Raw genomic sequence first — 14,207 nt, 5'->3', positions numbered from 1 at the left:
CGGCCGTCAGCCGGGTGGCACCATGGACGATGACATGAACGCTCGAACCAGCCGCGCCCTGAAACCCCTGCCGTTGCCCCTGTGGATCCAGGGGGCGATCGAGGCACTCATCGCTGCCGTGATCTCCGCGATGCTCGTGCTGATCCCGCTCGTGGTCATCTGGTCCGGCGGCGGATTCGCCGCCACCGGCATCGAGTTCATCGCCCGGCTGGGCGGACAGGCCTGGCTGGCCATCCACGGGGTGCCGTTGCACCTGAGCCTGGAATCGGGGACAAACTCGGACGCCGTTCTGACCGGCACCTTCTGGTTCCTGCCGTGGGGACTGGTGCTGTTGCCGTTCTTCCTGGGGTGGCGGGCCGGGCGGCGACTGGCCAGGGCCTCTTACCGGGACCAGATCTGGCAGGCGCTCGCCGGGGGCGCGGTGGCCTATGCCGCCGTCGGCCTGGCCACCTCGCTGCTGGTGCCCAACGCCGCCGTGGCGATCAACCCCGCCTGGGGGACGCTGATCCCTACGGCGGTCATGGTGCTCGCCCTGCTGGCGGGCGCCCGCCGGGAAGCCGGCTCCTGGGCACGGCTGATCGGCGTGGACCTGGCCGATCGGATCGAGCGGCTGTCCCAGCACTCGCGGTGGGCAGGCTCCTACGTGTGGTCCGTGGTCCGAGCAGGGGCCGTGGGCCTGGTCGCCTCCTTCGGACTCGCCGCGGCCCTGATGGCCGTCCAGATCGGACTGCACTGGGCGGACATCGCCCAGGTCTACCAGGAGTTGAACGCAGGGATCTGGGGCGGTGCCGTCGTCACCGTGGCCCAGCTCGGCATCATGCCGAATCTGGCGATGTGGACCCTGGCGTGGACGACCGGGGCCGGATTCAGCCTCGGGACCGGTTCCGTGGTGGCACCCCTGCAGACCCTGGTCGGGCCGCAGCCGGCCGTCCCCGTGCTCACCGCCCTGCCCGTGGGGCTGGAGCCCGCGTGGTCCTGGCCGTTCCTGCTCCTGCCCGTGGCCGGCGGCTTCCTGGCCGGCTGGTGGCTGCTGCGGGAGGGGGAGAACCACTTCGACGAGTGGCTCTCCCTGAAGATCTCCCGGCGCTGGGCATCACTGTCCCTGTCCACCCTCGCCCTCGGCGTGTTCGTGGCACTGGCGACGGCGGCGCTCGCCATCCTGCCCTTCTGGCTGTCCACCGGTTCGCTGGGCGTGGGCCGGCTGACCGGTCTCGGCCCCACCGCCTGGCTCGCCGCAGTGATGCTCGGTGGCCTCGTGGGGTTGGGAGCCATGTTCGGATACCTCGTCTCACCGGCCTGGGAGAAGTACCAGTACGTGGTGCCGGAGGGCTGGGCCGATGAGGCTGACGAAGACGACGAAGAGAACGAGGACGGCGAGGCAGGCGAGGAGCCGGACGCTGGCGGGGGCTCCGGGCGGCGGTAGCCCGGCAGCTTCACGTCTACTGGCTACCTACTGGCTACGGAGAGAGTTCCCCGCGCCCGGCAGGGCGGTCCCGCCCAGCTGTTCCGTGTAGGTCGTGCTGCAGTTCTCCAGGGCGCGGTCCGTCAGCGCGGAGGAGGTGCACTCCTCGAACTGCTCGGTGGCATCCCAGAAGACGATCTGCGCGGAGGCCACGAATCCGAACATGGCGCAGCCGGCCATCGCGGCCGCCGTGGCAAAGCGAAGGACCCAGGGGGACTTCACGTGGGCGGTGCGCACGAGCGCCACCACACCCCAGACGAGTCCTGCCAAGGCGAAGGCCAGGGAGACGGCCTTCCACGGCAACGTCAGCACGGAGGACAGGTAGGTGAGCAGCAGCATCCCGGCCACCCAGAGCAGCGCATCGCGGAGGGAGCGGTACTTCTTCAGTTCTGGGTCAGTGCTGCTGGGTTCGGTCTGGCTCACCGTCCCACCCTACTGGGGTTCAGGCCAGTCCCTGCTCCGCCAGCCAGGCGGTGGCCAGATCGGCGCTCGAGGACTGGTCCTCCACGGACTGGCGGTTGAGGTCGATGAGCTCCTCGGCGGAGAGCTGGGCGTTGACCTCTTCGATCACGGCGGCTGCGTCCTCGTCCACGGCCTCCGAGACGATCGGCGTGACGTTCTGCGGCAGGATCAGGTTCTCCGGGTCCTTGAGGGTCACCAGGTCCTGGCTCTGGATCGACGGGTCCGCCGAGTAGATGTCGGCCAGCTGGACGTCACCGTCCACCAGGGCCTTGACGGTCAGGGGGCCGCCCGAGTCCTCCACCGGCACCAGGCTGACGTCCACCCCGTAGACCTCCTTGAGCCCCTCCGGGCCATAGGGACGGGTCTCGAATTCGGAGTTCGCCGCCACCGTCAGTGGCTCGTCCACGTTCTGCAGGTCAGCGAGGGTGGTGAGGGAATGCTCCTCGGCGAACTCGCGGGTGACGTTGTACGAGTCCTGGTCCGTGGCCTCGGCCGGCTCGAGGGCGCGCAGGTTCTCCGGCAGGACCTCAGCCAGCGCGGCGTGGATCTCCTCGGGCGTACTGGCCGCGGACTCCGCATCGTAGTACTGGAGCAGGTTGCCGGAGTACTCGGGCAGGACGTCGATCGCCCCGGACTCGAGTTCGGGCAGGTACACCTCGCGCTGGCCGATCTGGTACTCGCGTTCCACGGTGAATCCTTCGGCCTCGAGGGCCTGGGCATAGAGCTCGGCGATGATCTCGTTCGAGTAGTACTGCTGGGAGCCGATGACGATCGCCTCACCCGCGCTGCCGCCGTCGTTCCCTCCGCCGGCCGAGCCGGATGCACCCCCGCCGAGCGGGTCCGAACTGCCGCAGCCCGTCAGGGCCACAGCGGAGATGGCGGCGAGGGCGAGCAGGGACCGGTGGGCGAAGGGCAAGCGGCGGGGCTGCGGAGTCATGGACATGAACCTACTGGGCCTGACCCTGCCGCGCCACCCGGACTCCGCGGGGGACGGCGGCCCGGCCGGCTGCGGCGAACAGCAGGTCCAGCGCGATCGCGAGCAGCACGACGATGAGGGAGCCGCCGAGCATCATCGCGTAGTCCTGCGTCTTGAGCCCGAGGAAGAGGTAGCGGCCCAACCCGCCCGCCCCCACATAGGCGGCCAGGGTGGCGGTGGCGATCACCTGCAGGGCAGCCGAGCGCAATCCGCCGATCAGCAGCGGCAGCCCCAGGGGCACCTCGACCCGCCACAGCACCTGGGCCTCGGTCAGGCCCTGCGCGCGCGCCGCGTCGACGACCTGCCGGTCCACGGCCTCGAAACCGGCATAGGCCGCAGCCAGGATCGAGGGCACGGCGAGCACCACGAAAGCGGTCATGGGGGCGGCGAGCCCGATGCCCAGCATCAGTCCCATCAGCGTCACGACGCCGAGGGTCGGCAGGGCGCGCGCGGCACCTGAGACCGCCACGGCTACCCCGCGGCCCCGGCCCGTGTGCCCCACCCACCAGCCGACGGGGACGGCGATCACCGAGGCGATGACGAGGGCCAACGCCGTGTAGCCGAGGTGTTCGAGCGAGCGGGCGCCGATGCCGGCGGGGCCCTGCCAGTTCGACGGGTCCAGGCACCAGAGGAGGGCCTCCCAGAGTTGGTTCATGAGGGGGTCACCGCCCGCTCGACGCCGCCGGCCCGGTGTGACCGGCGGCTGGTCCGGCGGGACGGGGTGCGGGCCCACGGCATGAGCAGCCGGCCCGTCAGCACGAGGAGGCGGTCCAGGGCCAGCGCCAAGGCCACGGTGAGGACGATGCCGGTGAGGATCTGGGCGAGGATGCCGCGTTGGAAGCCGTCCGTGAAGAGCAAGCCGAGCGAGGGGATGCCGAGCACGGCTCCCACGGTGCACAGGGACACGGTGGAGACGGCCACCACGCGCAGTCCCGAGAGGATCACCGGCCCGGCCAGGGGTAGGTCCACCGCCAGGAACCGCCTCAGGGGCCGATAGCCCAGGGCTGTGGCCGCGCTGCGGGCCTCGGGCGGTATCCCGTCCAGGCCGTCGGACACACTGCGCACCATCAGGGCCACCCCGTAGAGCGTCAGGGCCACCACCACGTTGACCGCGTCCCGCACGCCCGTGCCGATCAGCACGGGCAGCACGATGAACAGCGGCAGGGAGGGCAGTGCGTACATCAGCCCGGCGCCGGTGAGCACGGGGCCGTTGAGAGGCCGGTACCGGTGGGCGAGCCATCCCAAGGGCAGGGAGATGAGCAGGGCCAGCACGATCGCCGGCAGGGAGGTGGCCACGTGGGCCCACAACCGATCGAGGATCAGCGGCAGGTTGTTCAGAATCCAGCTCACTCGGCGAGCACCCCGGCGGGCCGGCCGTGCGGGTCCACCAGCAGGACCGAGCCGTCAGCGGCGGTCTCGCGGCGCAGGGTGCGCTGGCCGCGGTCCAGGCCCAGGAAGTCCCGGACGAAATCACTGGCGGGGGCGGACACGAAGTCCTTCGGGGTGCCCTGTTGAGCGATCCGGGCACCGGCCTGCAACAGCACGATGTGGTCGCCGAGGGTCAGGGCCTCATCCATGTCATGGGTGACGAAGAGGATGGTGGTGCCGAGCTGGTGGTGCAATTCCACCAGTTGGCGCTGCAGGTCGGCGCGCACCAGCGGGTCCACCGCCCCGAAGGGTTCGTCCATGAGTAGGATCTCCGGATCGGCGGCCAGCCCGCGGGCCACGCCCACGCGTTGTTGCTGTCCACCGGAGAGCTGGGCGGGGTAGCGGTTCGCGAGCTCCGGGGCCAGCCCGACCAGGTCCATCATGTCGGCCGCCTTCCTCCGGGCGGCCGAGCGGTCCATGCCGGTCAGGCGGGGCACGGTGGCGATGTTCTGTCCCACCGTGCGGTGGGGGAGCAGCCCGGAGTTCTGCATCACGTAGCCGATCCGCCGGCGCAGGGCCACCGGGTCCTGGCCGGCCACGTCCTGCCCGTCCACGGCGACCCGTCCCTCACTGGGATCGACCATCCGGTTGACCATCCGCATCAGCGTCGTCTTGCCACAACCCGAGGAGCCAGCCAGGACGGTCAGGGAGCCCCGCGGGACGGAGAGGCTGAAATCATCGACGGCCACTGTGCCGTCACGGAAGCGTTTGGTGACGGATCCGTAGGAGATCATGCGCCAACCCTACTGGGATCGGGGCTGCTCGGTGCCGCTCTAGGATGGATTCCATGCGCATTGTGGCCCTTGCCTCCGGCTCCGGATCCAACCTCCAGACGGTCATCGACGCCGTGGTGGCGGGCACCCTGGACGTCGAGATCGCCGCGGTGGGCGCGGATCATCCCGGCGCCGGCGCGCTCGCCCGCGCCGCGGCGGCGGGCCTCGAGACATTCGTGGTGGATTTCTCGGCGTACGGCGACCGGGCCGACTGGAATCACGCGTTGACCGTCACCACCGCGTCCTATGCGCCGGACTACGTCCTGTCCAGCGGCTTCATGCGGATCGCGGGGGAGGAGTTCACCACCGCGTTCGAGGGCCGGTACCTCAACACCCACCCCGCCCTGCTGCCCGCCTTCCCCGGTGCCCACGGCGTGCGGGACGCGCTGCGCTACGGCGTCAAGGTCACCGGCTGCACCGTGCACATCGCCGACGCCGGCGTGGACACCGGACCGATCCTGGCCCAGGCCGCCGTGCCGGTCCTCGACACGGACACCGAAGAGGCCTTGCACGAGCGGATCAAGGTCCAGGAGCGGCAACTGCTGCTCACAGTCCTCGGCGAGCTGGCCGCCGGACGGACCCCGCAGGATTACGTCTCCCGCGCCTGAAGCGAGGCTCCGTTGGCATGTGCCCGCCATCACGGATAGCGTGTGCCGCAAGACACACTCACTATGAGCATAGGTATGGGACCAGGCATGGCACAGCAACGGACTCCAACGGCGGCGCCCGGCACCGGCACTGACTTGCGAGACCGCATCGAAAACGCGCCGATGGGGGCCTACCAGTGGCTCATCATCGGCATCTGCACCTTCCTCAATGCCCTGGACGGCTATGACGTGCTGGCCATGGCCTTCACCGCCACCCCGGTGACCGAGGAGTTCGGGTTGAGCGGATCCGAGCTGGGCTTCCTGCTCAGCGCCGGGTTGATCGGCATGGCCGTCGGCTCCCTGACCCTGGGCCCCGTGGCCGACCGCATCGGCCGGCGCAACATGACGATCCTCGCCGTGGTGGTCAACGCGGCCGGTCTGTTCCTCTCGGCCACGGCCAACAGCGCCTGGGAACTGGGGATCTGGCGGGTGGTCACCGGCTTGGGCATCGGCGGGATCCTGGTGGGGACCAACGTCATCTCCTCGGAGTACGCCAACCGGGCCCGGCGCGGCCTGGCCGTCAGCATCTACGCGGCCGGCTACGGCGTCGGCGCGTCCCTGGGCGGGACCACCGCGGTGTGGATGATGGACCAGTACGGGTGGCGCTCGGTCTTCACGCTCGGCGGTGCCCTGACCGTGGTGGCCCTGATCCTGGTGGTGGCCCTCATGCCCGAATCGGCCGCCTACCTCTACAACCGGCGCCCGGCCCGGGCCCTGGAGAAGGTCAACGCCATCGCGCGCAAGGTCGGCCAGCCACCGGTTGCGGCACTGCCGGAGGTGACAGGCCAGGCCAGCGGGCCGGCGCCGGGAACGGACGGTGACGCCGGGGCCGAGACGGGCATCGGTGCCCTGTTCAGCCGGCGCAACCGGAACATCACGATCATGGTGTGGGTCGCCTTCTTCGCTGTGATGTTCGGTTTCTACTTTGTGAACTCCTGGACCCCGCGGTTGCTGAACGAGTCCGGGCTGACGCAGAACCAGGGCGTGATCGCCGGCATCATGCTGACCATCGGCGGGACCATCGGCTCGCTGCTGTTCGGGGTGCTCACCGCGCGCTGGTCCACCCGGGCGACCCTGTTCTGGTTCACCATCGGCTCGGCCGTGGCGATCGTCCTGTTCATCTCCTCGGCCTCGATCGTCTGGGCCGTGTTCGCGCTCGGGGTCGTGGTCGGCATGCTGATCAACGGCTGCATCGCCGGGCTGTACGTGCTCACGCCGCAGTCCTACTCGGCCTCGGTCCGCAGCACCGGTGCTGGCTGGGCCATCGGCATCGGCCGCGCCGGAGCCATCCTGGCACCGATGGCCACCGGAGGCCTGCTCGATATCGGGTGGACGCCGCAGGCGATCTACATCGGCGTGGCGGGCGTGGTGCTCATCGCCACCGTGGCGCTGGGCTTCCTGCGCTCCGCCGACATCGAGGCGAACCGGGCTCCTCAGCGCTCCGCCTGAAGCCTGTCAGGACGTCAGCATCCGCTCCACAGTCGGGAGCGCTCAGGAGTTCAGGAGAGCGACAGGGCACGTTCCACGGAGGGGTGGGTCCCCAGCTCCGGGCGGTCCTCGGGATGCTCCAGATAGTGCCCGACGACGGCCGCCACCTCCCGCGGCTCGGACGCCCAGAGCTCCGGAGTCACCTGTCGCCACAGGTAGAAGCCCTCGGCGGGACCTTCGTGGAAGAACACGTGGTCCGGCGCCAGGGACAGGACCGACCGCCAGGTTTCGTCGCTGCGGTCCCGGACCCGCCCGAAGTGGCGTTCCTGCCAGACGATGCCGATGGGGGACAGGGCCAGCCCCAGACCCAGCAGGAACGCGATCGGCGGCGTCATCCACCGGGACCGTCCGGTTCCCGAAGCAGAGAATTCGCCCTGGAGCATCATCGAGCCAGACATGACGAGGATCAGCACCCCCAGTGCCGCGACCGCGATGCACACGCCGATCATGAACCCGGACACTTTGACGGGGTCGTGGGCGCTGGGAGCCGTGACCTGCCGGTACAACATCAGCGAGCCGCTGTACGTGCCCCACTGGGTCGTCCGGGTCCGCCGCGACAGTCTCACGCCTCCGTCACCTCCAGCTCCCGGCCCTTGGTCTCCGGGGCCAGGACCATCATCAGCACGCAGGCCGCCAGCACCAGCACGCCCGTGGCCGCGAAGGACCAGGCCAGGCCCACGGCTGGCACCAGGTAGGCGACGAACACCAGCGGACCGACCCCGGCGGCGATGCGGGAGACAGCCGAGGCCCAGCCGAAGCCGGATCCACGCAGCTCCGTCGGGTACATCTCGGACACGTAGGCGTAGAGCACCGGGATGGCCACCTGCACCACGAAGCCGAACGCGAGAACCAGGGGGAGCACCGCCGTCGGGACCTCCAGCAGGGCGGCCAGCACGACCAACAGGAACGAGGACACCACGGCCGTGAGCGCCAGCAGCCACTTGCGCCCGGTCTTCTCCACGAGCCAGGCGGCCACCACCACGCCCAGGAGCCCGACGGCGGCCATGGCGCCGGTCATGATGAAGGCCCGGGACTGCTCGTAGCCGGCCTCGATCAGGAACGTCGGCAGCCACTGCAGGGCGATGTAGTAGACGAGCATCAGGGTGAAGAACAGGGCCCAGGCGACCGTGGTGATGCGCCACGAGTACCGCCACAGCTCGGTCAGCTGCTGGCCCATCGAGGCAAAGGTCAGCCGCCTCGGCTCCGGGACGGGCGGCATCACGTACGCCCGCTCCTCGGCGCCGGTGCGGCGCACCATCTCGTCGATCACGGCGCGCGCCTGGCTCTCCCGGCCCTGCTGGATCAGGAACAACGGAGACTCGGGGACGTGCAGGCGCACGAAGAACACCAGGAGGGCGGGCAGGACCATCGCCAGCATCGGCAGCCGCCAATCACCCCACTGGGCCACCATCCAGGCGGAGAGGAAGCCGCAGGCGGCGGCCCCGATCGGCCACCAGCCGTCCATGGCGGTGAGCACGGTGCCGCGCTGCTTCCGCGGGGTGAACTCGCCCACCAGGGCGTAGTCCACCGGGATGCAGCCACCGAGCCCAAAACCGGCCAGGAAGCGGAACAGCACGAACCAGCCGATGTCCCCGGTCAGGGCGCCGGCCAGGGTGAAGAGCGAGAACATCAGCAGGGTCGCGGTGAAGGCCTTCTTGCGGCCGATCCTGTCCGCCACCGTGCCCCAGACGAAGGCGCCCAGGGCCATGCCGATCAGGTTGGCCGTCCCGATCCAGGCGGCCTGGCCCGCCGTCAGTCCCCATTCCTCCCGCAGCAGCGGGATGAGCACGCCGTTCAAGGAGACATCCCAGGCGTCGAACATGAAGCCGAGGCCGCCGATGAGGAAGACCCGCCCCTGGGTGTTCCAGCGCCAGGGCAGGTTCTGGACGATCTCCTCGCCCGTGGGCAGCGCCGAGGGGCGGTCGGTGCGGGCATCTGGTCTGGTCTCTGGACTCACCCGGCCATTGTTCCACCGTGGCTCTGAGATCATGGGTCCATGGGTGAAACGGTGCAGGTGGAGATCGAGCGGAAGTATGACGTGGACGGGCAGGCCTCCCTGCCCCGGCTCAATGGCGTGGGCGGCGTGGCCCAGGTGCGGTACCGCCCGCCCATGGCCCTCGAGGCCGTCTACTTCGACACGGCCGGAAGGGATCTCTCCGCCAACAACGTCACCCTGCGGCGGCGCACCGGCGGCACGGATGCCGGGTGGCACGTGAAGATCGGCAAGGGCGAGCGCCGGCTCGAACTGCACTCCCCGCTCGGCAAGGATGATGCGGCGGACGTCTCCGCCGGCCCGGTCACGGTCTCCGTGCCCGCCCGCATCCTGGACCTCGTCCAGGTCCACGTCCGCGGCAAGCAGCTCGCGCCGATCGCCCGGCTGAACACCCTGCGCTCCGTGGTGGATCTCCTGGACGGTCAGGGCCGCAGGCTGGCCGAGGTCAGCGATGACCAGGTGGCGGCCATGGCCGTGGGCTTCCGCGCCGAATCCCGAGTCCAGCACTGGCGTGAATGGGAGGTCGAGGTGGTCGACGCCGGCCTGGTCGCCGCCTCGGCGGGCGGCACGGACGCCTTCCTGGACGCCGTCGGGCAGGTCCTCCAGCCGGCCGGGGCACGGCCCTCCGGGGTCGGATCCAAGGTGGAGAAGGTGGTCGGCAAGGCCGTGGACCCACTGGATCCCCGGACCACACTGGCCGGGACCGGCACCACGGAGGACCCCGACGGCGGCGCCCCGGCGGTCCGTGGGGTCCTGGCCGCCACGGTGCGCGCCCAGCTGAAGATCCTCAAGGGCTGGGATCCGCTGGTCCGCCGCGATGTGGAGGATTCGGTGCACCAGTACCGGGTGGCCTGCCGCACCCTGCGGTCCCTGCTCCAGACCTACGCGCCGCTGCTGGAAGCGGATGCCACCGACGCCGCGATCGGGGACCTGAGGAAGCTCGGCAAGCTCTTGTCCGTGGCCCGTGACGCCGAGGTGGTGCGGGACCAGGTCCAGGAGAAGGTCGCCGCGTTGCCCGGCGGCCCCCAGGGTGCGATCGCCGGGATGATCCCCGGCAAGACCGTCAAGCGGTTGCGGGGCGTGAAGGCTGAGGCCTACGAGGCGGCCCATGCCCGGCAGGTCAAGCGCATGCGCAGCGGTTGGTACTTCGAGGTCCTGGACCGGCTCGACGCCTTCGCGCTCACCCTGCCCTTGAATCCAGAACTGACCGAGGGAGACACCGCTGCGGCCGCCGCCATGGTGCCTCTGGCCACCGCGCAGGTGGACTCCGTGCTGGCGCTCGCCGCCGCCGTCGGCAGTGAGCAGGACCAGGCCCGGCGCATCGACCTCATGCACGAGGTGCGCAAGGAGGCGAAGCGGCTGCGCTACGCCGTCAAGGCGGTCCAGGACGCCACCGGGCTGGATCTCGGTGCCGAACTCGTGGCCCGGATGAAGACCGCCAAGAAGCTTCAGGAGGCCCTCGGTGAGCACCGGGACTCGGTGATGTTCCAGGAGCACGTGCTGGCCACCTCAGAGGTCGCGGCCCGGAAGGGTGAGGACACTTTCGGCTACGGGGTGCTGTTCGCCGCCGAATTCGCCGTGCAGTCCCGCACCGAGACCGCGGCCGAGCGTCTGGTGGAGAAGCTGGCGCACCGGCATACGGACGGCGTTGAGGCCGCGGCAGACGGCGCGTCGGAGGCCTGACCGAACCGGCTGCGCAGGCCCCCCCAGGCGTCTGGGTGAGCCGGTCGGTCAGGTGAGCAGGATGACGTCCAGTCGGCGCGGGCCGTGGACCCCCTCCACGCGCTCGAGCTCGATGTCCGAGGTGGCCGAGGGTCCGGAGATCATGGTGATCGGCGCGGTGGGTTCCACCCGGGCCAGCGCCTCCGGGACCAGCTCGACGATCGACGCTGCGGGGACGATGCAGATGTGGTGGTCGGGGACCAGACTGATCGCCCGGCGCCCCTCCTCGGGGCGTCCGCTGAGGAAGATAGTCCCCGTCTCCGCGCAGGACACGGTGGATGACGTGACCACAGCATCCACCTCGTTGAGGTCGCGGACGCTCAGGACTGTCCCAGCATCTTCCATCCTGGACTCCACCAGCACCCGGCGCCCGATGGTGTCTTCGGGGAGCCAGCTCCGGTCCAACCCCTCGGGAATCACGTAGCGGGCCGAGGGCCCCAGCAGTTCCGCGATCCGTTCGGGCAGTGTCGCGGCGTTCTCGTGGTGGACGGTGGCCTTGTAGTCGACCAGCCGGTCCTCGAACATCTCCCGGATCTCGGCGGCCGGCCGTCCCGAGGTCCGGCGGTAGGCCCGCCGGACCTGCGGGGCATCCGGGGAGTCCTGGAGGGCCCCACGGATCCGGGCCAGAACCTCTGATTTCGCCTCGGTGCTCATGGGCTGTCCTCCTCGTCGGTGTGGTCCGCCCGATCGGGCGCTGGGACGTGGCGGGAGCCGCCGTCCTGGCGGACCCGATCCTCCGTCTCCGCGGCGTGGTCGGCCCACCAGTTGCGGAAGGACTCCCGCGGCGGGGCCGGGATGTCCCGTTCGTCGGTCCAGCCGCCGGCCATCCCCGGCAGCCAGCTGATGGCCCGGTCCCGCCCCGCCAGGGCGCGTCCCAAAGGGAGGGCCTTCTCGGCCAGTGCCATGCGACGGCCGGAGGACATCACCGTGGAGGCGCCCTTCATCATCACGTCCATCTCGGAGGGCACCCGCGGCAGTCGCCGGAAGAGCCGCCCGGCGAGGCCAGGGGAGGCCTCCTCCGTGGGCCTCTGCTCTGTCGGGGGCCGCTCCCCATGCCGGGTGCGGACATCCTCGTCGCGCAGGTGCACCAGGATCTCCGGGATGTTGATCTTCACCGGGCAGACGTCGTAGCAGGCCCCGCACAGGGAGGACGCGTACGGGAGGGAGGAGTTCTCCGCGGCGGTGATCCCGGTCATCTGCGGGGAGAGGATCGCGCCGATCGGCCCCGGGTACGTGGAACCGTAGGCGTGGCCACCCGCCTGCTCGTAGACCGGGCAGACATTCAGGCAGGCTGAACAGCGGATGCAGTGCAATGCCGAACGGCCCGCGGGGTCGGCCAGGACGGCCGAGCGACCGTTGTCCAGCAGGACCACGTGCACGTCTTGCGGGCCGTCTCCCGGTGTGACTCCCGTCCACATCGAGGTGTAGGGGTTCATCCGCTCGCCCGTGGACGAGCGCGGCAACAACTGCAGGTACACCTCCAGATCCTGAAAGGTGGGGACCAGTTTCTCGATCCCCATGACGGTGATGAGGGTGTCCGGCAGGGTCAGGCACATCCGCCCGTTGCCCTCAGACTCGACCACGGTCAGCGTCCCGGTCTCGGTCACCCCGAAGTTCGCTCCGGACACCGCCACGGACGTGGACAGGAACTTCTCCCGCAGATGAGCCCGGGCGGCCTCGGCCAGGTCGCGCGGCTCGGACGTCAGGCTGTCGTCGGTCTCCGGCATCTCGCTCAGGAAGATGTCCCGGATCTCGTGGCGGTTCTTGTGGATCGCGGGGACCAGGATGTGCGAGGACCGGTCGTGCCCCAACTGCACGATCAGCTCAGCCAGGTCGGTTTCGGTGGCGGTGATGCCGTGCTCCGCGAGATGGCGCTCGAGGTCGATCTCCGCCGTGGCCATCGACTTGACCTTGATGACGTCGGTGGTGCCGGTGGCCTCGATCAATTCCGTGATGATCCGGTTCGCCTCCGCGGCGTCGCGTGCCCAGTGCACGGTCCCGCCGCGCGCGGTGAAATTCTTCTCGAACTGCTCCAGCAACTCCGGCAGGTTGGCCATGACCTGCTCTTTGAGGGCGGACCCGGCGGTGCGCAGCTCCTGCCAGTCCGGAAGTTCCTCGACCACCCGTGCCCGCTTTCCGCGGATCGTGTGCGTGGCGTGGCGGATGTTCGCCCGCATCTGGATGTTGGCCATTTCCTCTTTGGCAGCGGTGGGGAAATCGACGTCGGCGTGCAGGTTGCCGTGTCCGTGGACGGGGCGGATGGTGGGCATCCCCAGGGCGGTACGGCTCATCAGAGGACTCCTCGATCGGCGGTGGGCGCGGTGGTGGGCGCGGGGGTGGACGGAGTGGAGGGCCGTGCCGGGGGGCAGGGTCTCCGGCTCGAGGGACTCGGGATGGACAACTCCACCGGTCCGGAGATCTCCAGCGGGTTCTGTTGCGTGGAGGCCAGGATCTCGGCGAAGTGCACGGTGGCCGCCTCGGTGCCGCGCCGTGACATGGCCCCGCCCAGGTGCAGGAGGCAGGAGGCATCGCCGCCCGTGCACAGCTCGGCGCCGGTGGACACGATGTTCTCGATCTTCTCCTCGGCCATCGCGGCGGAGACGTCCGAGTTCTTGAACGAGAAGGTGCCGCCAAAGCCGCAGCATTCATCAGCGTCCGGCAACTCCACGTAATCCAGGCCTCCCACGGATCGGACCAGGTCCTTCTGCCGGTCGTCCAGTCGCAGCAACCGCATCCCGTGACAGGACGGATGGTAGGTGACGGTATGTGGGAACCAGGAGCCCAGCTGTCCGGCGGCGTCGGTCACCCCGAGCACGTCCACCAGCAGCTGGGACAGCTCATAGGTGTTGCCTGCCACGGACTCGGCCATCCGTGCCAGATCCTCGTCCCCACCGGCCCGGGCGACCATCGGCTGCTGATGCCCCAGCGATGCCACGCAGGAACCGGACGGGGCCACCGCGACGTCATAGTCGGCGGCCGTGAAGGCCCGGACGTGGTTGCGGACCACCGGCAGTGCGTCATCCAGGTACCCACTGTTGACGTGCATCTGCGAACAGCATCCCTGACCGGAGGGGAACACCACCTCGTGGCCGAGCCGTTCGAGGATGCGCACGGTGGCCAAGGCGACCCTGGGGTACAGGGCATCCACGATGCAGGTGGCGAAGAGGGCAATTCTCATGGGACCTCCGAGAACGAGGGAGTGTGCAGGCACAACTGGGAGCCTGTGGTCAGACCACACTAGCACCATGGCATGCGT

At 69.8% G+C, this 14,207-nt stretch carries 14 protein-coding genes; 4 read left to right on the top strand and 10 right to left on the bottom strand.

The features are described from left to right. Positions 1 to 34: 34 nt before the first annotated feature. On the top strand, positions 35 to 1,423 hold the full coding sequence (locus IEX49_RS03120) for a cell division protein PerM (protein WP_188803999.1): 1,389 nt from the start codon (positions 35 to 37) through the stop codon (positions 1,421 to 1,423). Positions 1,424 to 1,450: 27 nt separating this feature from the next. Here the strand turns inward: IEX49_RS03120 and IEX49_RS03115 are convergent, their stop codons facing one another. From IEX49_RS03115 to IEX49_RS03095, 5 genes are read right to left on the bottom strand one after another with little or no spacing between them, the layout of a single operon-like run. Further along, positions 1,451 to 1,885 (bottom strand): hypothetical protein, encoded by a 435-nt coding sequence (locus IEX49_RS03115; protein WP_188803997.1) that lies wholly within the window; start codon positions 1,883 to 1,885, stop codon positions 1,451 to 1,453. Positions 1,886 to 1,904: 19 nt separating this feature from the next. Then, positions 1,905 to 2,867 (bottom strand): ABC transporter substrate-binding protein, encoded by a 963-nt coding sequence (locus IEX49_RS03110; RefSeq protein ID WP_373286662.1) that lies wholly within the window; start codon positions 2,865 to 2,867, stop codon positions 1,905 to 1,907. A gap of 4 nt (positions 2,868 to 2,871) precedes the next feature. Then, positions 2,872 to 3,555, bottom strand: a complete 684-nt coding sequence (locus IEX49_RS03105) for an ABC transporter permease (protein ID WP_188803993.1) — start codon at positions 3,553 to 3,555, stop codon at positions 2,872 to 2,874. Beyond that, on the bottom strand, positions 3,552 to 4,250 hold the full coding sequence (locus IEX49_RS03100; RefSeq protein WP_188803992.1) for an ABC transporter permease: 699 nt from the start codon (positions 4,248 to 4,250) through the stop codon (positions 3,552 to 3,554). Before IEX49_RS03100 ends, IEX49_RS03105 begins: the two co-directional genes overlap by 4 nt. Next, entirely contained in the window at positions 4,247 to 5,062 is an 816-nt protein-coding gene (locus IEX49_RS03095; RefSeq protein ID WP_188803990.1) for an ABC transporter ATP-binding protein, read from the bottom strand. The genes IEX49_RS03100 and IEX49_RS03095 overlap by 4 nt, the downstream gene beginning before the upstream one ends. 53 nt (positions 5,063 to 5,115) lie before the next feature. Between IEX49_RS03095 and purN the strand changes: the two genes are divergently transcribed. Both purN and IEX49_RS03085 read left to right on the top strand, forming a co-directional pair. Next, the gene (gene purN, locus IEX49_RS03090; RefSeq protein ID WP_188803988.1) at positions 5,116 to 5,709 is read left to right on the top strand and encodes a phosphoribosylglycinamide formyltransferase; all 594 of its coding nucleotides are present in this window, start codon (positions 5,116 to 5,118) and stop codon (positions 5,707 to 5,709) included. 87 nt (positions 5,710 to 5,796) lie between these two features. Next, the gene (locus IEX49_RS03085; protein ID WP_229672114.1) at positions 5,797 to 7,197 is read left to right on the top strand and encodes an MFS transporter; all 1,401 of its coding nucleotides are present in this window, start codon (positions 5,797 to 5,799) and stop codon (positions 7,195 to 7,197) included. Positions 7,198 to 7,247: 50 nt separating this feature from the next. On the opposite strand, the gene IEX49_RS03080 is transcribed toward IEX49_RS03085, so the two are convergent. Beyond that, positions 7,248 to 7,802, bottom strand: coding sequence for a hypothetical protein (locus IEX49_RS03080; RefSeq protein ID WP_188803986.1), 555 nt, complete (start codon positions 7,800 to 7,802; stop codon positions 7,248 to 7,250). Next, entirely contained in the window at positions 7,799 to 9,193 is a 1,395-nt protein-coding gene (locus tag IEX49_RS03075) for an MFS transporter (RefSeq protein ID WP_229672113.1), read from the bottom strand. The genes IEX49_RS03080 and IEX49_RS03075 overlap by 4 nt, the downstream gene beginning before the upstream one ends. Before the next feature lie 39 nt (positions 9,194 to 9,232). Between IEX49_RS03075 and IEX49_RS03070 the strand changes: the two genes are divergently transcribed. Further along, positions 9,233 to 10,912, top strand: a complete 1,680-nt coding sequence (locus IEX49_RS03070) for a CYTH and CHAD domain-containing protein (protein ID WP_188803982.1) — start codon at positions 9,233 to 9,235, stop codon at positions 10,910 to 10,912. A gap of 48 nt (positions 10,913 to 10,960) precedes the next feature. Here IEX49_RS03070 and IEX49_RS03065 read toward each other — a convergent pair whose 3' ends face one another. The 3 genes from IEX49_RS03065 to IEX49_RS03055 are packed head-to-tail and all read right to left on the bottom strand — an operon-like array spanning position 10,961 to position 14,129. After that, entirely contained in the window at positions 10,961 to 11,605 is a 645-nt protein-coding gene (locus tag IEX49_RS03065; protein ID WP_188803980.1) for a LutC/YkgG family protein, read from the bottom strand. Beyond that, positions 11,602 to 13,242: a lactate utilization protein B gene (locus tag IEX49_RS03060; RefSeq protein WP_188803979.1), complete on the bottom strand. Its 1,641-nt coding sequence runs from the start codon at positions 13,240 to 13,242 to the stop codon at positions 11,602 to 11,604. Before IEX49_RS03060 ends, IEX49_RS03065 begins: the two co-directional genes overlap by 4 nt. Then, a complete protein-coding gene (locus tag IEX49_RS03055; RefSeq protein WP_188803977.1) occupies positions 13,242 to 14,129 on the bottom strand; it encodes a (Fe-S)-binding protein in 888 nt (295 codons plus the stop codon). Before IEX49_RS03055 ends, IEX49_RS03060 begins: the two co-directional genes overlap by 1 nt. Between the last annotated feature and the right edge of the window lie 78 nt (positions 14,130 to 14,207).

It is taken from the genome of Citricoccus zhacaiensis, assembly GCF_014645315.1.
Classification (GTDB): domain Bacteria; phylum Actinomycetota; class Actinomycetes; order Actinomycetales; family Micrococcaceae; genus Citricoccus; species Citricoccus zhacaiensis.
This window is presented reverse-complemented; position numbering and strand designations above follow the sequence as displayed.